Annotated in this window: 19 protein-coding genes; 5 read left to right on the top strand and 14 right to left on the bottom strand. The window is 34.5% G+C overall.

Features of this window, described 5'->3' with window-relative positions; translation table 11 throughout:
- Window positions 1–202: 202 nt before the first annotated feature.
- Window positions 203–2,242, bottom strand: a complete 2,040-nt coding sequence (locus MKY29_RS06015) for a sensor domain-containing protein (protein ID WP_340879305.1) — start codon at window positions 2,240–2,242, stop codon at window positions 203–205.
- Window positions 2,243–2,435: 193 nt separating this feature from the next.
- Here MKY29_RS06015 and MKY29_RS06010 point away from each other — a divergent pair, with 193 nt between their 5' ends.
- Window positions 2,436–2,900 (top strand): YkyB family protein, encoded by a 465-nt coding sequence (locus MKY29_RS06010; protein ID WP_093494333.1) that lies wholly within the window; start codon window positions 2,436–2,438, stop codon window positions 2,898–2,900.
- 339 nt (window positions 2,901–3,239) lie between these two features.
- Here MKY29_RS06010 and MKY29_RS06005 read toward each other — a convergent pair whose 3' ends face one another.
- The 7 genes from MKY29_RS06005 to MKY29_RS05975 all read right to left on the bottom strand — a co-directional run bounded on the left by MKY29_RS06005 (window position 3,240) and on the right by MKY29_RS05975 (window position 9,032).
- On the bottom strand, window positions 3,240–4,145 hold the full coding sequence (locus MKY29_RS06005) for a chemotaxis protein (protein WP_093494332.1): 906 nt from the start codon (window positions 4,143–4,145) through the stop codon (window positions 3,240–3,242).
- Between the two features lie 68 nt (window positions 4,146–4,213).
- Window positions 4,214–5,083 (bottom strand): NAD(P)-dependent oxidoreductase, encoded by an 870-nt coding sequence (locus MKY29_RS06000; RefSeq protein WP_340879304.1) that lies wholly within the window; start codon window positions 5,081–5,083, stop codon window positions 4,214–4,216.
- A 143-nt stretch (window positions 5,084–5,226) separates the two neighbouring features.
- The gene (locus tag MKY29_RS05995; RefSeq protein WP_340879303.1) at window positions 5,227–6,465 is read right to left on the bottom strand and encodes a hypothetical protein; all 1,239 of its coding nucleotides are present in this window, start codon (window positions 6,463–6,465) and stop codon (window positions 5,227–5,229) included.
- Entirely contained in the window at window positions 6,458–7,618 is a 1,161-nt protein-coding gene (locus MKY29_RS05990) for a DUF58 domain-containing protein (RefSeq protein ID WP_093494329.1), read from the bottom strand. The genes MKY29_RS05995 and MKY29_RS05990 overlap by 8 nt, the downstream gene beginning before the upstream one ends.
- Entirely contained in the window at window positions 7,615–8,553 is a 939-nt protein-coding gene (locus MKY29_RS05985) for an AAA family ATPase (protein WP_093494328.1), read from the bottom strand. Before MKY29_RS05985 ends, MKY29_RS05990 begins: the two co-directional genes overlap by 4 nt.
- The gene (locus tag MKY29_RS05980; RefSeq protein WP_093494565.1) at window positions 8,550–8,747 is read right to left on the bottom strand and encodes an aspartyl-phosphate phosphatase Spo0E family protein; all 198 of its coding nucleotides are present in this window, start codon (window positions 8,745–8,747) and stop codon (window positions 8,550–8,552) included. Before MKY29_RS05980 ends, MKY29_RS05985 begins: the two co-directional genes overlap by 4 nt.
- Window positions 8,748–8,840: 93 nt before the next feature.
- Window positions 8,841–9,032, bottom strand: a complete 192-nt coding sequence (locus tag MKY29_RS05975) for an abortive phage infection protein (protein WP_090563099.1) — start codon at window positions 9,030–9,032, stop codon at window positions 8,841–8,843.
- 123 nt (window positions 9,033–9,155) lie between these two features.
- On the opposite strand from MKY29_RS05975, the gene MKY29_RS05970 reads away from it, so the two are divergent.
- The 3 genes from MKY29_RS05970 to MKY29_RS05960 all read left to right on the top strand — a co-directional run bounded on the left by MKY29_RS05970 (window position 9,156) and on the right by MKY29_RS05960 (window position 10,804).
- Window positions 9,156–9,344, top strand: a complete 189-nt coding sequence (locus MKY29_RS05970; protein ID WP_090563100.1) for a YkvS family protein — start codon at window positions 9,156–9,158, stop codon at window positions 9,342–9,344.
- A gap of 60 nt (window positions 9,345–9,404) precedes the next feature.
- The gene (locus MKY29_RS05965; RefSeq protein ID WP_093494327.1) at window positions 9,405–10,016 is read left to right on the top strand and encodes a CPBP family intramembrane glutamic endopeptidase; all 612 of its coding nucleotides are present in this window, start codon (window positions 9,405–9,407) and stop codon (window positions 10,014–10,016) included.
- A 158-nt stretch (window positions 10,017–10,174) separates the two neighbouring features.
- Complete coding sequence (locus MKY29_RS05960) at window positions 10,175–10,804, top strand: hypothetical protein (RefSeq protein WP_093494326.1); 630 nt, start codon at window positions 10,175–10,177, stop codon at window positions 10,802–10,804.
- Window positions 10,805–11,506: 702 nt separating this feature from the next.
- Here the strand turns inward: MKY29_RS05960 and MKY29_RS05955 are convergent.
- Both MKY29_RS05955 and MKY29_RS05950 read right to left on the bottom strand, forming a co-directional pair.
- Window positions 11,507–11,953: a MarR family winged helix-turn-helix transcriptional regulator gene (locus MKY29_RS05955; RefSeq protein ID WP_093494325.1), complete on the bottom strand. Its 447-nt coding sequence runs from the start codon at window positions 11,951–11,953 to the stop codon at window positions 11,507–11,509.
- 75 nt (window positions 11,954–12,028) lie between these two features.
- Window positions 12,029–13,084 carry an ATP-binding protein gene (locus tag MKY29_RS05950; RefSeq protein ID WP_093494324.1) on the bottom strand — a complete coding sequence of 352 codons (1,056 nt, stop codon included), beginning with the start codon at window positions 13,082–13,084 and terminating at the stop codon, window positions 12,029–12,031.
- A 180-nt stretch (window positions 13,085–13,264) separates the two neighbouring features.
- On the opposite strand from MKY29_RS05950, the gene MKY29_RS05945 reads away from it, so the two are divergent.
- Complete coding sequence (locus MKY29_RS05945) at window positions 13,265–15,019, top strand: B12-binding domain-containing radical SAM protein (protein WP_093494323.1); 1,755 nt, start codon at window positions 13,265–13,267, stop codon at window positions 15,017–15,019.
- 573 nt (window positions 15,020–15,592) lie between these two features.
- Here the strand turns inward: MKY29_RS05945 and MKY29_RS05940 are convergent.
- From MKY29_RS05940 to MKY29_RS05925, 4 genes are all read right to left on the bottom strand, one after another.
- Window positions 15,593–16,945: a TrkH family potassium uptake protein gene (locus MKY29_RS05940; protein ID WP_340879302.1), complete on the bottom strand. Its 1,353-nt coding sequence runs from the start codon at window positions 16,943–16,945 to the stop codon at window positions 15,593–15,595.
- 98 nt (window positions 16,946–17,043) lie between these two features.
- Entirely contained in the window at window positions 17,044–17,814 is a 771-nt protein-coding gene (locus MKY29_RS05935) for a TerC family protein (protein WP_093494320.1), read from the bottom strand.
- A gap of 223 nt (window positions 17,815–18,037) precedes the next feature.
- Window positions 18,038–19,126, bottom strand: coding sequence for an SDR family oxidoreductase (locus MKY29_RS05930; RefSeq protein WP_093494319.1), 1,089 nt, complete (start codon window positions 19,124–19,126; stop codon window positions 18,038–18,040).
- 73 nt (window positions 19,127–19,199) lie between these two features.
- Window positions 19,200–22,259 (bottom strand): efflux RND transporter permease subunit, encoded by a 3,060-nt coding sequence (locus tag MKY29_RS05925; protein WP_340879301.1) that lies wholly within the window; start codon window positions 22,257–22,259, stop codon window positions 19,200–19,202.
- Window positions 22,260–23,010 lie beyond the last annotated feature (751 nt).

The following is a 23,010-nucleotide window of genomic DNA, read 5'->3' as shown; positions in this document are numbered from 1 at the left end:
TCCAAGGTTTTCTTGCGTACTTCTCCCTATGCTATTTCCCATTACTAGAGAAAGGAATACCAATAACGCAAAAAGCTTCCATCTGAAACAATAAACAGCATTGTCAATAAATAAATCATACTCTTCATAACACCTATCTCGCTCTTAAGACATAAAGCTTTATACTTTCATTCATTAAAAAAGCCGTAAATTCTTTAAGAATTTACGGCTTTTTAGGTTGCATATATGATTCATTGATATTTTCAATAGGAACAGGTTTACTGAACAAATAACCCTGAGCTTTTTGGCAATTAGCTGATTTAAGTATTTCTACTTGTCGATCCTTTTCCACGCCTTCTGCAATAACTTCCATGCCTAAGCTATGAGCAAGTTGGATAATTGTTGTAGCAATAGCTGCATTTTTATCATCTAATTCCATATCTTTTATAAATGATTGATCTATCTTAATAATATCTATAGGATATTTCTTTAAATAGCTTAAAGAAGAATACCCAGTTCCGAAATCATCAATCGAGATTACAACGCCTATATCCTTCAGTTCTTTTAAAGTAGTAAAAGTATCCTGCATATCGGTCATAGCACTCTCCGTGATTTCCACTTCTAATGAACTAGGTTTGATATCGTACTTCTGGATTTTCTCGTGTATCTTCACAGCAAAATTGTCTTGTACAAATTGTTTTGGTGATATATTTACTGCGATTCTAACTGGGCGGTACCCTTTTTCTTGCCAATATTTTAACTGTTTACAGACCTCTTCTAACACCCAATCTCCTATTTGCATGATCATTCCCGATTCTTCGGCAAGAGGTATAAAATTCAGTGGTGAAACATATCCAAACTTTCTATTGTTCCATCGAAGTAATGCTTCAAATGAATTTATTTCACCTGTTACTAGATTAACTTGTGGCTGATAATGTATAGAAAACTCTTCTTTCTCAATTGCTCTTCGTAAATGTGACTCCATTAAGGCATCATTTGGAAAGGCTAAATTCATTTGTTCTTGGTAATAACGATAATGTGCTCTCCCTCTATCTTTAGCTATATATAATGCCTGGTCTGCTTTTATAAGTAATTCATCCATCTTTTTTCCATCGTACGGAAACATAGAAATACCTATCGATGCTGTAACGAAATATTCTTGATGATCTAAGTATAGTGGCTTAGATAGTTCTATTAAAATATTTTCTGCAAACTCACTAGTCTCATCTCTTGTTTTCCCTATCACTATAAAAACAAATTCGTCCCCACTTTGACGATATAAATTATTCGATTTATCTATGTACAACCCAAGTCGATCTGCAATTTTTTTCAGTAACTCGTCTCCATAATTATAGCCAAGTGATTCATTTATCATTTTGAATCGATCTAAATCAATCCGTACTACTGATATTTCAGTACCCGGTTCTGCATTCACTAAAGTATCCCGCAAATGTTCTTTTAAAGCACGCCTGTTCCAAAGACCAGTAAGATGATCATGGTAAGCAAGATAATATAATTGTTCTTGTTCATCCGATTCTGTTGCTGTATCTCGAAGAACCAAATGCAATCCACTTACATTATTATTTATTTCTATCGGTAAGGCTTTTATATACATAGGTAAATAATGCCCATTATCATGACGTATTAAGCAATTTTGCATTTCAGTAGCATAGCCAGTGAGTGTTTGCTTCACCATCAATTGAAAATTTCTCATTGAGTTTTCCTCAATAAGCTGTTCAATTGGCTGTCCTACTAAGATTTTAGGATCATACCCTAAAATCTTTGAAGTTATAACGTTTAAGTCGAGAACGTTTCCATTCTCACAAACTGAAATTATGGGATCTAAATTATTGTTAAATAGGGACAGATATTTGTCTTTATATCTTTTTAATATACTTTTTTCTAGCTCATCCTTCGTCCTATCATACATTGTTACACCATAAACCATCTCTATTCCATTTTCTAACAACATAATAGCAACATCATACTTATACTGTAGTTTTTGTATGTTAAAAGGAATATTTTGATGGAACTTATATTTTTCATTGCTAACAAGTAGTGATTGTAGTTGATTTGACAATTCTTCTAATGAGCTTTGTTCAAATGGTCGTAAAATAGATGTAGCAGCATCATTTACATAAATAATAGCAAATCCATTTTGTCCATCTTTTTTAAGTAAAAATGTTGGGATATTGGGATCTTCCTTAATGACTTTGATTAAATAATCACTGATTGCTATGTTTTTATTTGTTGAATTATGCATATAGGCCTCCAATGATTACGATAAAAGAACTTAATATATATATAATTCTACTTCATTTTATCAGTTTATACACTACTTTCTTTAGAAATATTATCCAAATATATTTATTTTCTATATTTATTTGATTTGTGTACACAATTTGTAATGGAATTGGTATGATATAATTATGGAGCAGCTTTCGAAGGGGGATTATATGTCAGTTTTATTAGATGAAAAAAACATAGCAACAGCAATCTATACAGTAAACCGTCATGCGAAAACAGCAATAGATAACAAGCCTCTTTATGAATTAAAAAAGTTAACAATTGATAAACTATTAGCTGAAAACAAAGCAAAAAAAGTTGGTCTTCATTTCGTCCGAAACCCTAAACATAGTCAACAACAATCCTCAGTCTTGATCCAGTATGCCGACTATTACTTTCATATGATTCCGGTAAAAGAAGATTTTAAGAACCTCCCACATCTTGGACAATTAGACGATTCCTATCGAAACCCAATCCGAAAGATGAATTTAAAGATGGCTAAGCAGTTACTTACCGATTATATTGGTCCTCAACTTATTATGAAAAAGTCCTCAAAACAACCTGTTGTTTGTACTAAATCATACATGAAAGAGAACCGAAATAATCGTAAGATGAAATCCTATTTAGATAGGTAAGAAATTTTATAAACGAATAGAAAACTAGCAGGAAGAAACCACTCTTTCTGCTAGTTTTTTTATATAAAGTATATGGTTAATTATGCTAAGAACGAAGTATCCGTAGTACTTTGAAGAATGAATAATACTACTGATTTCCGTTTCAGATGGACGCTTTATGCGGCGCGAGCTGAAGGACCTGGACTGAGCATGAGCGAAGGAAGCGACTGAAGCCGTACCCATGGAAAGTGTCCGCACGTAGCGGAAATCAACGGCATTTCTACGTTTCTGTTTTTAAAGGACCAGACGTCTTTTTACTTGGTTTCTCTTATCCCGCTCTCCATTTCAAACTAGACACACTTATAATATAAATTTATCGATTTTAAGAACTAGTTCTGCTATTTCTGGTTTACTTATTTGGTCCTCTGCTCCGACTTGATCTCCTTTATGTCGAAGATCATCGGTAATTAAACTAGAGAATATTAGCACAGGTAACTTCGATAAGTTTTTATGCTCTTTTATCTTTTTAGTTAGTGCATGACCATCCATTTGAGGCATTTCTATATCTGTTACAACAATTTGTACATGCTCTGAAATGTCACTTGTTACTGATGTTAGTTGTTCTAAATAATTTATAGCATCTAACCCATTCTCAAAAAACTCCAAGTTTGCGTATCCAGCTTCCATCAGAGTGTCATGTAACAGTTTACGAAGTAATGGCGAATCCTCTGCTATGACAATTTTTTTGTCTGAACGCTCACGTTTTCCTAGCTTTTTCACAGACTCCACACTGATACCTGATTCTGGATTAATATCGACAATAATTTTTTCAAAATCTATTAATAGAATCATTTCTTCTAGTCTTTTAATAACCCCAATAACATGCGAAGAACCACCTTGATAAATATCGGATGGTTTTTCAATTTGATCCCATGAGATACGATGAATTTGAGTAACATTATCCACATGGAACACGACACGTTGTTTGTTGAACTCTGCTACGATAAACTTTTCTTGGTCACTTTTGTTTTGGACAGGAATTCCTAAAACTCTATTCATGCTTACTACAGGCAATACCTCACCACGAAGTTGCACAATACCCTCAACGTGTGGATGTGCATGTGGGATAAACGTTATTTCAATAGGTTGAATTATTTCCTTTACTTTGATTACATTTATACCAAATTTATTTTGTCCAACTTGAAATTCTACAATTTCTAATTCGTTCGTGCCACTTTCAAGTAATATTCCTTTATGGTCGTTCATGATGAATCGCCTACCTTCATAATATGTATTACAGCTATTATAACATGCGCTAGTAAATAATTACTATATTATAAATAGATATTGATTAAGGCTTGTGTACCATTTTCTGCGTAACCTTCATTTATTAAGTCCTCATACAATGATTTTGCTAGTGTCAAACCAGGTAATTGTAAATCCATCTTAGCTGCCTCTTCCAAAGCAATCTTCATGTCTTTCACAAAATGCTTTATATAAAAGCCTGGCTCATTGTTTCCTGCTATCATTCTCGGTGCTAAATTACTAAGTGACCATGAACCTGCTGCTCCTGTTGAAATGGAACATAAAACTTGATCTAAATCCAAGCCAGCTTTTCTTCCATAAGCTAATGCCTCACAAACACCTATCATGCCAGTAGCTATAGTTATTTGGTTACACATTTTAGTATGCTGCCCTGCACCAGCAGTCCCTTGGTATAAAATAGTTTCCCCAAAGAGATTTAATATTGGAAGTGCTTGGTCAAATGTCGACTTGTCTCCACCACACATAATAGAAAGCTTTCCTAACTGTGCACCAACATCTCCCCCAGATACAGGGGCATCTAGCGACAGCATCCCCTTTTCTTTTGCTTTTTCATCAATTTTCTTTGCTAAAGTTGGTGTAGAAGTTGTCATATCTATAACCACTAAATTAGTATTTTCTATTTGAAAAATACCATTGTCACCAAAATACACTTCTTCCACATCATGAGGATAACCGACCATTGTAAACAAGATTTCAACCGTTTGTGCAACTTCGCTTGGAGATAAGGCCATTTTTGCTCCTTCTTTTACAAGATCAGCTGCCTTATCTTTCGTTCTAGTATAAATTGTTACTTCATGTTTAGCGTTTAATAAATGCTTCACCAAGCTTTTCCCCATCACGCCAGTACCGATAAATCCAATCTTAAATTGTTTTGACATAGTTAGACCTCCGTTTATATTTTCTAATACATTTAGTGTACCAAAAAAAAGAGGACCACCCATATAACTTTTGGGTGATCCTTAAAAAGGGGGAAATGAGAATGTTGCTGTGTTCTTTATTATTATGCCCCGCTCAGACATTTTTAAACATCTTTTTTTAAAAAATATTTTGTTTTTATTTTTTCCAAGTTAGATAGGAAAAATTCAGCCTTCTCAGATTGAATTGCTCGACCGCCATATCTTACTTCCTCATAAACTTGGAAGAACTCATCTATCACTACCCACTCCATCCGTCCGAACCATTCACGTACAGTTTCACTTTTTGTTCGATCATATTCATACATGGAAGCCTCTATTTCAAATTCTTTATACTTCTCTCTTAATAGTGACGTATCCACTTGATACAGGGATAGCTGACCATTCAACCGTTTCCTTTCCTTATCCTCCTCTAACTCTTTATTTATATAATGAATAACACTAGAATCTGCCGATAAAGTATCAGGTTTATTTTTCAATAAAAATCGGATGAAAAATATAATTATAATAACTACTATCGCAATGAAGATTAGTTCAAATGGAAAGCCATTACCTATACTTTCCGAAACTATTTCGTTTGGCTCCATTTTCGTTTGCTCTTCTGACTGGATCCGTTCACTTTCTTTCGGTACTTTAATTTCTAAACGACTTAACAACTTGTCTAGATACTCTAACAAAGGCATAAATGGAATGATGGCGATACTCATAACCTTCCCGAACAGAACATCAAGTCCTTTTCTTATAAAAGGAAAAATAAAATAAAGCACAGTGGATAAGCTCACTATAGAAAACAATCCTAGGAGAAATCCACCTATTACCTGAGACATTGAAGCTGAATTTTGTTTATTAGTACTCACCCAAACGGCATACAATCTCATAGCGATAGGTAATATTATTCCTGAAATGACTACGCTATATAATGGAAAAATATAGTTCTCCACACCAATAATAAAACAGACAAAATGGACAGCTAAAAATATTAAAAAGAAATTCAAATTATAGTTACTTTCAACTGTTTGTTCATCCTGTATTTTGTTAAATCGTACTTGTATACGCCAAATAGAAAACCCAACACCTATAATAAATAACCAAAGGGGACAATTAAACAAAAATAATAATAGTAGAATAACAGTAGGAAGTATAAATGGAATAATTGGATTTGGTCCAATTCTACTCATTAATATTTGCGTGCAAATAGCTATGATAATTTGAAGTATGATCCATAAAAAAGGTAATTCGAAGGTTGTCTCATGATGAAAAATAACCAAAAGTAACGCAATGATCCATACATCTTGAATGTATTTTCCTATTGATTGTGCTTGAACATTTAGCTTGTTTTTATCCATGAGAGATGCCTCCTGCCTTTGCAGAAGACTTATATATTACATTCGTTCTCTGCTCCCACCGATGTAAAAACGGTGTAAACGTATCTTCTCTATTCGTAATCACATAGGTTGCAACTGGTAGCTCTTCATGTATATCTAAGTATGCTAGTAGTTTATCAAAAGGAACAAGACTATTAGCAATTGATAGGATGGAGAGTAATTCCATTGCTTGTATACGATGAGAATCTCCACTACCTAATGGGAGATACACAAAAGGTACTTTTCCTGATGCTCTAATATTTAACGCAAATGAAAATGGAATATCTTGCTTGTAGCAAGCATCAGCGTAGGAAGCAAGCCACTCTAATTTGTCTTCAAAATCAGAAAGAACATTATATTTTTCTCCTACATTGATAACAAACAAAACCGACACATTTGCAACACGTGTAAAAATCTTTGTCTGTAACTGCTGAGTCTTCGCACTAGCCTTCCAATGTATATGATGGAACTGGTCACCAGGTTCATATTCCCTTGTCCCAACAGGGAAGAAAGGATCATCGAACAAAGAGGAATTTAACGCTAATTCTCCTTGTTTCAATTTTGACGGCGCAAAGTCCTCATTTATATCGTATATAGTTGGAAAAACAATGGCATCTAAAAGTATATAAGGTTTGAATTCCAATAATATAGATCCTTCTGTTAATGGATGAGGAATTTCAACTTGGAGATGTTTAATACGAGCAAGGCCTCTACTCACCCCTTTAATAGGAACCTTTAATGAGACACTTTTATTATAACCAATGGAAAAAGGAATTTTAACTTCATGAAAATCACCCACTGCTGTATTAAATATTCTATCTGGCTCAATATTTTTCTGAAAAGAAATTATTAAATTAGCGTTCCAGATTGGAAGCCCTTTATTATTGAAATTTAATGTGAAGTGTGAGGAAGTATCTTTTATCAACCGTATTCTATTTTTATCATTCACAAAGTCAAACTTTTGGCCTACTCTATGAAAATATATTATTTGTATTAAAGCAATTAACAATAAAAATGAAATAACCGCAACAAAAATGAATTGTTTAAATAGAAAACTGAGTATTAAAGCAAAAACGAGAAGATCTAAATACATTTTAGTATTTCTCATACCGGAACCATGACGATTCCAATTCATCGTACATTAGCCTCAACAGGTACTTCCACCTCTTCAACTATTGTTTTCAAAATCTCTGCTAGATTGTGAATAAGCATTCCTTGCGAAGATAACTTCATCCGATGAAGACATACTGGTTCAATAATCTTTTTCACGTCATCTGGTGTCACGAAGGTTCTATTGTTAACAAAAGCATATGCCTTCGCAGCTTGTAGAACCGCCAAAGAAGCACGACTACTAAGCCCTAGTTCTATGTATGGGTGGTTTCTAGTATGATGTACAATTTGAATGATATACGTCATGATATCATCATGAACAGTTACTTCTTTCACTTGCTCTGTCCACTTTTCAATCTGATCCAAAGTAACGATTTTATTAATATTAACTTTTCCTGGAGAGTGACCAAATTGCTGCAGTATACTTTTTTCCTCTTCCTGAGAGGGGTAATCAATCGTTAATTTAAATAAAAATCGGTCTAATTGCGCTGCTGGCAAAGGAAAAGTACCTTGTTGCGATTCTACTGGGTTTTGAGTGGCAATAACCATAAACGGCTTTAAAAGTGGTATGGTTTCCCCGTCTATGGAAACTTGTTTTTCTTCCATTGCTTCCAACAAACTAGACTGGGTTCGTGGAGTTGCACGATTGATCTCATCTGCAAGTAATATATTACTCATTACTGGACCCATTCGAAGAACGAACTCTTGTTTTTGTGGATGAAAATAACTAATACCTGTAACATCTGAAGGCAATACATCCGGTGTAAATTGTAAACGTTTAAATTCACCATGAATTACTTCTGCAAATGCCTTTGCCATCATTGTTTTCCCGGAACCAGGAACACTTTCCAATAGGACATGACCTTGTACTAATAACCCCATAAGCATAAAGTCAATTTCTTCTTTTCTCCCAATAATGGCCTTATTCAGTTCTTGCTGTAATAATGATATACTAGTCAATTTACTCTCTCCCCCTTGTTATCGCTCTTTTTGGTCTTATCCTCATCCCTAACTTTATGTTGAAAGTCATTTAATAATTGATCTAATTCTTCACTTAACTTTATCGTATTATGATTTAAGACACCTTTTTCTAGGGCTGATCGAATCATTTTCTCTCTAGTATCCTCTATTTTTTTTAACCTTGTCTCTGACATACTGATCGCTCCCCTTAACAATGTAACTTCCCTCCAGTATACCTTTTGACGAGCATGACTAAACCAATAGATGTACGACAATTTATGACATTCTTAGCTTCTTGGAGTATTTAAATAGGTATATACTACCCGTCCCCCTTGTTCTGCATTACCAGAAAAATGTTTAAAATCTTCTCTATGGACTAATACTTCTCTAAAAGCTATAAATTCATTTTTTTCTACGACTATATTTTGAATATCCCCATTCTGTAGCATATTAAGTTTTTCTTCATATGATTCTTGCATATGGATCAATCCTTTCGTTGATTTTTTATATTTTTTTTAAGAAGTTTAGTGAAAATACTTTACGTAGTCCTTATTTTAAGGCAAACTGTATTATATTATGTTCTTAAGGGGATGGGACACTCTATGAAAATAGCTGAAGTTGGGAATATTATTGAATTCAAAGATGGTCTTCAAGGTATTGTAGAGAAAGTTAATGAGAACTCGGTGATCGTTAACTTAACTTATATGGAAAACTTTAACGAACTCGAAACAGAAGAGAAAACAGTTATCAATCATAAGCGTTATAAAATATTATATAGTAATGAAGATTAAACGTCATGCCGTTCCTCTCAAAAGAAGGACGGTTTTTTAAATATTAGAAGGATGTGTATTATGTTTCGTCAATCACCCATTTATCAACTTGTACTTTCATTAATTCTTGCTTATTTTCTATCATGGATCACTTTTTCAAACGAGAAGGTTTTTTGGTACTTTTATACTTTCTCAGTATTTTTTCTAATGGCAGCCTTCTTCTACTTTTCCAAAATAGAAGAAGACAACAATTCAATCCACTCAATTATCATTGGGTTTATGTTTGGAGCACTTTCCTATGCTGGCATGCTAGGAGCTTATCTTTTAATGGACATGGGTCCATCCTATTGGACAAACAGTATTGATAAATTTTTAAGCCATTATGGTCCATCAGCCATCTGGCATTACCTTTTGCTAATATTCATTATTGCTCCTGGAGAAGAGGTTTTTTGGAGAGGATTAATCCAACAACATTTGAAAAAATATATGCAACCTAAATTTGCCGTTATTTTGAGCTCCCTGCTTTTTGGGTTGTCGTTCATTTTCACTGGTTTTTGGATAGGTATATTAGGAGGATTTTTCGTCGGTGTCATCTTTGGTATACTATATGAGTGGAAAAGAAGTATCACTGCCATAGTTCTTGCACATATTACACTGCTAGTTTTATTGTTTTTAGTATTGCCTTTCACTTGAAACAAATAAAAACCCTTTTCGTCTATATAAGAAAGGCGCAAGCGCCTATATCAACCCCAACAAGCGCTTGAAGAATTGCATTTGGGGATAGACGCTGGAGCTAGACAAATGCTGACTAAAGGAAGCACTTGGTTATTTAAAAAAGGAGCTGAAAACGGATGAAAAAAATTTATACATTGTTTTCTATTTTAGTACTAACAGTTCTACTCACAGCATGTGGGACAAGCACAACAACTGAAGAACAGGATAATTCCAAAGAAACAGTAAGTGGCACTACCGAACAAACAACTTCCCCGGAAGAGACGGAAAATATTGAAACAGATACAGCACAATCCACTACTTCTCCTGAACAGACATTGGAAGGAAGCACTATAGAAAGTGATAGTCAAAATTATTCCATCACTGTTGTAGAAGGCTACGAGTTAACTGGTGAAGAACCTAACAAAGACTTGTTGTTTAATAAAAACAATGATTTACAGTCAATGCGTATTGAGACTTTCTCTGCAGATGAAATAACAATCGAGGAAATCCAAGAAAATTTAGTTTCAACTTTACAAGCATCGAATGAATCTGCAACTGTTACAAATCTTAAAGAAGAAAATCTAGTTCCTACTAATGATTCCATAGATAATACTTCCGCTCATCAGATTGAAACACCTGAAGGTAAGGTTACAGGTTTTGCATTTGAACGAGAAGGAATGATTGTTAAACTAACAATATTTGACACAACTGATTCACCATCACTAGAAACATTTGTACAGATGGCAGAAACAATTAAAGCAAAATAAGCTAATCTTAAGTACACTTTCAAACCAAAATCTATTTCTATCATTTTGGAAAGACTTTAGGCAGACTTGTTGCTATTCTATTGCCCAGTGATTTATAAGTATGTTGGTTGGTTGTGACGGGCGTCACAACTAACCAACATACTTTTTTTAGTATAATCCGTCGCTCTCCTATTCTTAGAGCCTTTGAGATAAGTGAGATATATAATCCATCACATCGACGCGTGAGCTACGGTGATAGATTATTGCTTCCCCCGCGGATCGCATTCACCTGTAATTATTCCTTCTTTTAAGGTCAATGAACCTTTTAATCACAGGATATTTTTATATACTTTGAATCAATTTCATAAAGAATATTATATAGTTAAATCCGAACAACGCTGATTTCCGCTCTAGGCGGGCGCTTTCCGCGGGCACGGCTTCAATCTCCTCGTCACTACGAAAACATATGCTCCTGCGGTTACTCGTCGCTAAGACATCGGTCAAACAAAGTTTGGCCTTTCCAGCGGGGCTTTCAGCTCGCGCTGTTCCCGCTGGAGTCGCCGCCTGCCACTCCAATCAACGAGATCGCTTTAAAAAAATGAATAATATATTACGATATTAAGTAAACATTCGTATTTTTAAATAAAACAAGTAATTATGAAAATGACTCACTTTCTCTAATAAAAAAACTTCGTCCCATACTGAGGGTCGAAGTTTTTTTGGTTAGTAAGATAAGTTTTTAATAGATAGACCTAATTTTTTTATGATTTCAATTACTTCCTGCTTTTCATCCTCAGTTAAAGCATCCATGAGGCCAACTAATTGTTCCTCATGACGTGGAAATAATTCATCCATAAACTTGGTACCATCTGCAGATATTTCAGCATATGTCACACGTCTATCAGTTGGACTTGATACTCTTTTAACATAGCCTCGTCCCTCTAGTTTATCAACGACATACGTGATTGACCCACTTGCCAATAAAATCTTATTACCAATTTGCTGAAGTGGTTGCTTACCTTTATGATATAAAAGCTCTAACACAGCAAATTCTGTTGGATTTAAACCATTTTCCTGGAAAAACTGATTGGTGCACTCATGAATTACTTTATGAGCACGTGACAATACTATAAATAGTTTTAGCGCACTGTTTGATTGTTCTGCTGTCATAATACGTCATCCTCACCTATATAAAATACATTACCCACTATTATATAGGTCCTTGGTTTGTATTGTCAAAAAGCTTTATAAACTATTTTGACATGGAAGGATGAAATCGAAAGTAGTTCCTTCCCCAACTAAACTTTTAATCTCTATATTTCCACCATGTTCTTCAATAACTTTGTAAACATGTGATAGCCCAAGACCTGTCCCAGTTGATTTTGTAGTAAAAAAAGGTTGGAAAATTTTATTGATATGTTCATCTTCAATCCCATGCCCTTGATCACTCACAGAAATACTAACAGAATTACCAAGCTTATATGAAATATTAACATGAATATTTCCACCATTAGGCATTGCTTCTATGCCATTTTTAATAGCATTTATAAATACCTGCTTCAACAATAAACTATCACCATAAACTCGACATTCTTTTTTAATCAGACTAGAAACATTAAGGTTAATTGATTTTAATAATGCTTGAGGAGCCATAAAATTCACAACTTCTAAGATTGTATCTTCTACATTTATGACAGTAAACTTGGATTTACTCGGTTTAGAGAGTTCTAAAAATTGAGTGAGGATTTCTTCCATTTTATTGATTTCGTCATTTATTACAGTTAAGTACCGCTTTGCATCTTCTGTTGCATTTTGATTTAATAATTGTGTAAACCCTTTTAATGATGTCATAGGATTTCGAATTTCATGTGCTATACCTGCTGCCAGTTGTCCTAATGTACGAAGAGATTCTGACTGATCCAGTCTTTTTTTCATATACATTTTTTCCGATTCATCAGTTATCTCAGCCAAATAATGCCCACTATCGTTTTGCTTGGAAATTACTATATGGACATATTTATATTCACCAACAAAAGTTTGTAATTCCCCATGAATCTCCGAATACCCTTCGTTTAGAAGCTTGTCTAAGAAGCTACTTTTTGCTTCAATGGGATTTTTAAACAAACTATACAGTTGATGTGCATTCATTCCAATTACTTCACTTTTATTCGTTTGTAAAATTTTTTCTGCATAAGAATTTACATCTAATATTATTCCTTTGTCGTTTATAAATATAAGTCCACTTGAAAAAAGCTGAAATATATGTTCAAACTTTTCCTTATACTCGTATTTTGTTAACAAGAAATACACCAGCCCTTTCTGAATTTACAAACTACATTCTTATGATGGATAACAAATATTTATTTATATATTCTGATTATTCCATAACCTTGGACAGATTGACATAATTCATATGACCTATATTGTCGACAGGATTATAGGCTGATACAATAGAAATGAGAAAAAAGGAGTTTATGAAAAATGAATATAATATTAACCACCTTGAATGCGAAGTTTATTCACACTAATTTAGCACTACGCTGTTTAAAAGCCTATGCAGAACCCGAGTATCACCCCTCAATAATAGAATACACAATAAAAGATCCAACTTTCAATATTGTTTCAGATCTTTATCAAAAGAAGCCTAATGTTGTTGGTTTTAGCTGTTATATTTGGAACATTGAAGAAACGATAAAAGTTATTAAAATGTTAAAAACTGTTGACCCATCGGTAGTTGTCGTTTTAGGGGGACCTGAAGTTTCCTATGATACAAATCTCTGGTTACGACAAATAAAAGAAATCGATTATATTGTCGTAGGAGAAGGAGAACAGTCATTTAAAGACTTACTAGATTTTTTATCTCAGAAACGGATGATAAATGAAGTTCCTGGTTTAGCTTATGTACAAGATGACAAATTTATACTTAATCCGCTACCACCAAAACTCGACTTAAGATTATCCCCCTCTCCCTACCGTTTTGACGAAGATATCCCCGATCTACCAAAACGAATAGTCTACGTGGAAACAAGTAGGGGCTGCCCATTTTCATGTCAATTTTGCTTATCTTCTATAGAAGTTGGCGTAAGATATTTTAATCGGGATAAAGTAAAAGAGGATATTCGTTTCTTGATGAACAATGGCTCTAAAATTATTAAATTTGTGGATCGAACATTCAATATTAGTAGAAGTTACGCCATGGAAATGTTTCAATTTTTAATAGATGAACACCAACCAGGAGTAGTTTTTCAATTTGAAATCACAGCAGATATTATGCGCCCTGAAGTTATTCAATTTCTAAACGAGAATGCTCCAGCGGGATTATTCCGGTTTGAAATAGGTGTACAATCTACAAACGATTTAACAAATGAACTTGTTCAACGTCGTCAAAACTTTGAAAAACTAAAACGAACTGTAACTATGGTTAAAAGTGGTGGGAAGATTGACCAACATTTAGATTTAATAGCCGGTCTTCCAGAAGAGGATTATTCTTCTTTTAGAAATACATTTAATGAAGTATTCGAGATGCGTCCTGAGGAACTTCAATTAGGATTTTTAAAATTACTTCGTGGAACTGGTCTACGCGTTGAAGCTGAAAAATATGGCTATGTCTATGTAGACCAAGCTCCATACGAAATATTCTCAAATAATGTATTAAACTTTGATGACATTTTACGCATTAAACAAGTGGAGGATGTTTTAGAGAAATATTGGAATGCACATCGAATGGATAGTACACTCGAATATTTATTCGAACATGTATTTGAAACACCTTTCGATTTTTTCCAACAGTTCGGTACATTCTGGGAAGAGAGGAACTGGTCAAAAATCGGCCATCAACTAGAGGACTTGTATACTAGACTTTATGCGTTCTTAGAAGGACTAGAGAATATTTCATTACCTACTATTCGAAGTGTAATGAAAATAGATTATTTATCTAAACAAAAGTTCCAACCTCGCAAGCCTTGGTGGAATAATGATCTCAATAAGGAAGAACAATCTAAAATGTATAAATTATTAGTAGAGGATCCGACTCTAGCCGGAGAATCATTTTCTACATTACAGTTGAATGAACGAGAATTATATAAACAAACATTTATCACACCAATTTCTATTAATGTAGATGCATTTATGCAAGGATTTATTGAGGAAAAAGAAGGTTATTTATTAACTACCTTTGGAAAGACAGAGACACCTCATTTATCTTTTGTTGATGGTATAACAGCATCACAAATTTAGTATTATTAAAATATTGCTCAAGAAAAGTGCAGGAAACTCATTAAGCTCAAAACCTGATTCTATATTTTCCGAAGTGCTTTGACGGATACTTTTTGTTATATTTTCGAAAAACTGGTCGTGACCTGCTGTCACGACCAGCCTTTATTTTTTCAGTAATCTTAACAGATGAAACATCACAACGTATCGAAGGGGCGGGGATGGTTCATCGCTCACCCTGCGGAACATGTCCACCAGAAACGAAAATTAGTAGCATTATTCATTTTTATAGGGTACTGCAAACACAGTGTTCCCAGGTCATTTATAAATACTTTCCTATTTCTTAAAATGAGGTGGGACAGAGCCAAAACAGCATTTTTCTCTGTGAGAAAAATGCTGTTTTTTTGCTGTGCATAAAATTGGTTTCCATTCCAGGGACGCTTTCCACGGGCGTGGCCTGAGCCTGTAGTCTCAGGCGTCACGCTATTCCCGTAGGAGTCGCCCCTCCATTCCAATAAATTTTATTAAATATCCATCATTTAATATAGCTTTCTCCTAATCCAATAAATTTCTACTTCTGTCCCAACCTCTTTAATATTATCCAATAATTACGCGTTCTTTTGGATAATGATATTTTGTTTTGTTATGCTTTCCTCCTAGTGTAAACAAGAAAGAAATTAAACCTACTCTTCCTATAAACATCAGAACCATTATAGTTATTTTCCCTATATTCGACAAATCCTCCGTAATACCAAGACTCATACCGCATGTTCCAAAAGCAGATGTTATTTCAAATATTAGAGAGGAAATTGGTACATCAGGCTCCGTAACGGAAAGTAACAATGTAGCTGTGAAAACCATGACTAAAGCCAGAATAATAACAGCATATGATCGATAGACATCTATTAAGTGTACTTCTCGATTAAATACTTGAATATTATCTTTTCCTCTTGAAAAATGGATTAGAAAAAGAAGCGCAATAGCAAAAGTTGTAGTACGAATTCCACCCCCGACAGAACTTGGTGAAGCCCCTATAAACATTAAAACACTCATTAAAAAATTGGTACCTTCACTAAATAGTGTAACATCCATAGTCGTCAAACCGGCTGATCGTGTAGATACTGAATGGAAAAATGCAGTAAAAAACTTCTCATGCCATGGCATATCCTTAAAGGAATTAAAAAGTTCTAATAAAAATATCATAACTGCTCCAAAAAGCAGAAGCGCTCCATATGTGATTGTCGTTAGCTTTGTAAATAAAGAAAAACGAAAGTTCTTGTTTTTGTTCGATAAAAATTCTTTTACTTCAATTAAAACAGGAAAACCTATTGCTCCAAATACGATCAATATACTTGTTATCGTTTGCACAAAATAATCATTATGGTATGCAAATAATGATTGCCCAGTAATGTCAAATCCTGCATTAGTTGTTGCGGACACAGATGTGAAAATTCCATGCATCGCTGCTTGTTTTAACGTATCAAAATACTGTGTAAAATATAAAGTTAATAATATCGCACCGATAATTTGAATAAGTAGAAGGATCTTAACTATTTCTTTAATCAGATGAACAACACCTGATAAATTGGATTGATTATGATCGACCATTATTAATTGTCTTTCACGTAGTCCAATCTTCTTACCTGCAATTAACCAAATAAATGTTCCTAATGACATAATCCCAATTCCGCCAAGTTGTAGAATAAGAATAAGCATAAAGTAGCCAAATACACTGTATGTATCTAAAATACTAACAGCAGTTAAACCAGTAACGGAAACAGCGCTTACTGCTGTGAACAAACTATCGATAAACGCTACTTCAACCCCTGGTTTATGTACACCTGGTAAACGTAGAAGAATAACAGAAATAGCAATTGCAATGAAATAATAAGTGACAATTACTTGAGCTGGTGTAAATTTTAATTTCTTTTTTATTTGTGGTTGCTTCATAATTTTATTTCCTTTCGGCATTCCAAGTAATCATTATCTCATTGTAAAAAAAAAAAGCGTAAAAAGATAGTTAAAACTAACTTTTTACACTCCCTAATTTAATTAGCCTCTTTTTTCTGTTTCGCAACACCTAGTAGGTAACCACCAATTGCTATCCCAAGTAATATAATCCAGAATGTCATCTTCCAAGGAGTAGAGTGAGGGAAATGCTCATCTAACACTCCAACATTCGGATGTGCTAATGTCATAACCGCAAGTTTAACCCCAACCCATCCTACTATTAAGAATGCCGCTGTTTCTAATGTAGGCATTTTTTCCAGTAACTGAACGAATTTATGTGCTGCAAATCGCATAATTATCAAACCGATAACTCCACCAATGAACATTACTGCAAACTGCCCACCATTTATACCACCGATTTCAAATTCTCCCCAATGTGGTAATGTTACCGCGATTGCAACTGCAGCTAACATAGAGTCTATTGCAAATGCTATATCTGCCAGCTCTACTTTTAATACAGTCATCCAGAATCCAGAGCCTTTTTTAGGTTCCATACCTTCCACGTCTAAATGTGGTCCTGGAGTTTTCCGCTGATCATAGATATGTTTGATCGAAATAAATAATAAGTATGCTGCTCCTATTGCTTGAACTTGCCAAATATTCACTAAGAAAGTGATCATAAATAACGCTAAAAATCTAAATACAAACGCACCTAATAATCCATAAAATAACGCTTTTTTCTGTTGATCTTTTGGTAAATGTTTCACCATTACCGCCATTACTACCGCATTGTCAGCAGCTAGTAACCCTTCTAAACCAACTAATACTAATATTACCCATCCGTACTCTAACAATAATGACGCGTCCATCAAAGTCCTCCTTTTTGCATATAAAAAGACCCCTGCCTTTAAAAAAGGCAAAGGTCTTGCTAAGCAAAATTTAAAAAAATTGCTATCATAACCGGTGGCAAAAACCACGTAATGACGACTATGAAATAGGTTTCCCTATAGCTACTCCCCTTTGACGTTAGTCAAGAGTCTATTTAATTATGTTATTAATTATAACATATTCCAAACTTTTGTAAACTAATTATTACTTTAAAGGAATATGATATGTTGAATCGTCTTTATGGGCATTATAAAATGTAATCATTGCTGGGATAGATAGTATAAAATCTGGGCAAGTTATTTTCCCTTTTTTTAAAATGGATTCGGCATTTGTCGTGTCAAATGTTGCGTTCCAAGTTAAATAATCTAACGTTTCTTTTTCTACCTGTAAAAATTTTCGCACTGGAAATAGGGCAACAAAGGATCTTGCTATTAATAATGGTAACCTTCCTCTTGGATACTTTCCAGTGATTTCTTTTACAAATGCTTTATAAACCACTTCTGCTGGATATGGTCTGGGATCGGTCAAATGTATGGTTTGTCCTAATGCTTCATCACTAAATGAACAATAGATGGATGCCTTTGTAATATAATCAATAGGTACAACATTAATAGATGCGCTTGATTTACCTAAGTATGGTAGGAAAGGAAGCTTCCTCAAGTTTGAAATCATGTTAACAAAGAAATACGGGCCATCAAACTTAATTGTTTCTCCGGTTTCTGAGTGTCCCCTTACAATACCTGGTCGAATAATTGTAACAGGTATTATTTCCTTTAACTTTTCAACAAGTAATTCTGCCTCATATTTTGTTTCCTCATAATAATTTTTAAAACCCTCTGGTCTAATTAATTCCGTTTCTAATAATTTGCCTTCTCGCAAACCTGCTATATATGCTGTACTAAAATAGATATATCGCTTTAGTTTGGAGAATTGTGTTACTAATTTATTAAACATTTCTGTACCATGAACATTCACTTTCCATGCAATTTCTTTCGATACAGCTAAATCATAAATAGCGGCAAGATGCCAAACATATTCAACTTCTTTTCTTAACTCTCTAAGAATATCTTGATGTATCCCCGCATTAGGAACTGTAATATCTCCCTCTACTATTTCTATAAAGGAAGTATATAATTGATCTTGATAAATTTCCCCAATCATACTTTCCGCTACTCCCTTTTGAGAAGGAAGAACTAGGACATAAATCTTCGTATAAACCTGTTGCTCGTGTAATTCTTTTATAATATTTTTTGCTAAAAAACCTGGAAATCCAGTTATTAATGCTTTCGTCATACGATACACCCCTTTTCTCATTATACGTAAAAAGAGCCTTCAAATGAAGACTCTTCCACTTTTTTTCTGAATATTATGATACTTTATTATATCTAGTTTCTTTATCAAAAAAACTATATATAACTGGAACTACGTATAGAGTAAGAAAAGTAGAACTTATTAATCCTCCAATAACAGTAACCGCCATAGGTTGATTAATCTCAGTACCTTCCCCAATTCCTAAAGCTAAAGGTACGAGTCCTAATATTGTCGTCAACGCAGTCATCAATATCGGTCGGACTCTATCGCGGACAGATGTAATAATTGCCTCGTATGAAGACATTCCATCTATTTTGCGTTGATTTATATAATCGACTAATACGATACCATTATTTACAACAATTCCAACCAATATTAAAACTCCAATTATGGCTGAAATACTGATTGGTAAATTAGTAGTAAAGAGTCCTATAAAGATACCTATGACTACAAGTGGTACAGTAAACATAACGACAAAAGGGTATTTGTATGATTCAAACTGTGCTGCCATAACAATAAATACTAATACCACTGCAAGTAATACTGCCAGTATCATATCATTCTTGGAGTTATCCAATAATTCTCGATCACCGCCATAAGATACTGCAATATCCTCTGAAAATTTCTGATCTTGTATAATCTCATCAACTAAATCAGACATTTCACCTAACGAATACATGGACTCATATTTTACTGAAAATGATACCGCACTAGCTTGGTCAACACTTCGAATTACGACAGGTCCTTCTGCTATTTCTACATTTGCCACATCCTGTAGGGCAATATACTGGCCCGATGGAGTTCGTAACTGCAATTGCTTTAATTGTTCCAAGTTACTTCGATATAACTCATCATATTTCACATAAACACCTAATACTTGGTCATTTTCATCAATAATTTGAGAAGTTAGTACCCCTCTTGTAATATTATTAACGGTCTGCGCAATTTGAGCTGGTGCTATTCCATACTCCGTAGCCTTGTCTCGAATGACATTAATCTGGATTTCTTCCATTTTTGTGCTTAAATCATTTGTAACTTCTACAACTCCCTCTAAGCTTTCCAAATCTTGTTGTAATTTGTTTACTGCTGTGTCCAACGTGGTCTTATTATTAGATGAAACAGTAAATGACACTACATTTGGAGAAGATCCAGAAGCAGTCTGCACATTGAAATTAATTTCTGCGGTACCTCCTACAGCTTTTACTACCTTTGGCTGTACTTCATCTACAAAGGTAAAAACAGAACGGTTTCTATCCTCTAATGCTTTTAATTTCACTGAAATTTCAGCTGTATTAGAGCTTGAACTCCCTCTCGACTGCCCTTCTTGACTGCCACCGACAAAACTCACATAAACCTCTATATCCTTCTCTTTTTGTAGGACATCTTCCACTTTATTTACAACATTATCTGTAGCCTTAAAAGAAGAGCCCTTTTCAAGAGTTGCGGAAATAGTTACAAATCCTTCATCAGTTGCTGGCAAAAACTCTGTTCCAACTCGGAATAAACCGATTCCTGAAACAACTAAAAGAATAACAGTGATTATTAATATCATTGCACGATGACCTAAAGTCCATTTAATCGAACGCTCAAAATTATTATATGCTTTTGACCTTCTTCTTTTAGCTTCAAGGTTTCCTTTAGGTTTTTTCAGTAATTTACTTGCCATCATTGGAATAACAGTAAGAGCTACTACCAATGACGCAAACAAACTAAATGAAATCGTAAGTGCAAATTCAGTAAATATTTGTCCAATTAAACCGGATAAAAACAGAACAGGCACAAAAACAGCTATAGTTGTTAAAGTAGAGGCAGTAATAGCACCCGCTACCTCCTTTGTGCCAATACTGGCGGCTTCTTTTGGTGTCTTTCCTAATCCTAAATGCCGCTCGATATTTTCAATAACTACAATGGAGTTATCTACAAGCATCCCAATACCAAGCGCGAGTGCACCTAACGTCATAATATTAAGTGAAAACCCAGCAAAATACATAAGAACAAAGGTTACAATTACTGAATATGGAATTGCTACACCTACAATAATCGGACTTCTAATGCCTTTTAGGAATAAAAACAAGATAATCATTGCCAATATTCCACCCGTTATTAGGGTGGTTCCAATATTACTAATAGCAATTTTCACATAATCCCCTTGATCAAAAAGTATATTTGCTTTTACATCCTGAAACTCATTTTTTTCCAGTTGCTTTTCTAATGCTTCTTGAAAAGCTGTGGAGACATTAGCTGTATTAGCACTAGATTCTTGGAAAACAGATAGTAAAACAGCAGGTTCATCATTTGCTCTAGTTTCGGAAAATTGATCTTGCTTCGTTAATTCGACAGCAGCTACGTCAGCAATAGTGACACTCGATCCATCCAATGGGTTAACTGTTACTACCAAACTTTGTATATCCTCGACAGATGTTAACGTACTAATTATCCTAGTAGTCAATGATTTATTCTCGTCTGTTTCAATGGGGTTACCTGGAAGTGAAATATTATTAGCTTGAATGACTTGTACAATATCCGTTTGTGTAAGTCCTTTGCTTTTTAATTTCTCTTGGTCCAATAAAATCTGCACTTCTTCAATCAAAGAACCAGATACATTAACACTAGCAACTCCTTCAGTTCTTAACAATTCTTTCTCTAATTGCTCCGCTATAAACTGAATATCTGTTTTAGAATCCTTCGTATTCAATGACAGTTGGATGACTGGAAATTGTGCAGGATCAAACTTCAAGAATCTTGGTTTATCTGCACCTTCAGGAAGAGGTGTAATATCAATACGTTGCATGACATCTAGCTGAATTGCATCCATATCCGTAGACCAATCGAATTCTAATAGGATGAAATTAGCTCCTTCTTGGGATGTACTATTAACAGATTCAATACCTGGTAAAGTGCTAAGTGAAGATTCTAAAGGCTTCGTAATTTTCTCGTCTACCTCAACAGGACTTGCCCCTTGATAATTCGTGACAACTACTGCGATTGGCGGATTTAAATCTGGTATTAAGGTAACAGGTATTTTTAAAAATGAAACCCCACCCAGAATAATGATTAAGAACATAATAACAGTTGTAAATACGGGTCTTTTTATGGAAAAGTCACTAATTTTCATTTTCAGGGGCCCACCTTCTTATTTGCTCTTTCTATCATATGCTCTACTCAAGAAGAGTTCAAATTTTTATCAAGTTTAAAGATAAGTCTAGATGATTTGACATAATCTATATATTTATTTTGTAATATTCTGCTCAGATATGCGCAATTCAACTTTACTATTAGATAAATATTCCATTTCACAAGTAAATCAACATCGAGTGCAAGTAATGCAACATTACCCACAAGTAAACCTATACAGGAGCGCAAGTATAGTCAAAATTATCGCAAGTAAATGGTATCGAAGATGGAGATATCTCCATCTAAATAGTCTCTATACGGATGTGGGCTTGCCGCACACTACGCATGAGCCTTCAGACATGATTGCTATTGCTCCTGCGTAAAGCTCTTCACAGCAAAAGCGGCTCGCTCATACAACCTTTTGAAGTCCCATTCTTCGCACTCATGCGGCTTGAAAGGCGCACATCCTAAAGATTGCTACAGCTAAGGAAATCACTATTAAATAAATTGTTTTCCTGTAAATATGCTTTTCAAAATCATCATTTTTGTAATAAGCGTTCTGCTAAATTTTCTTATAATAATCTTCTCACATTTCATTGAAGTGGAAGGTGGCGACTCCAGCGGGAATAGCGTGGTCAGGTGAGCCCCCGCAAGGAGCGCAGCGACCGAGGAGGCTCACGACCCGCCCGCGGAAAGCGTCCACTTGAAACGTAAATCATATTATTGCTACAACTTGAACTGTTCAATATGAA

It is taken from the genome of Psychrobacillus sp. FSL K6-2365, from assembly GCF_038003165.1.
Lineage (GTDB): Bacteria > Bacillota > Bacilli > Bacillales_A > Planococcaceae > Psychrobacillus > Psychrobacillus psychrodurans.
This window is presented reverse-complemented; position numbering and strand designations above follow the sequence as displayed.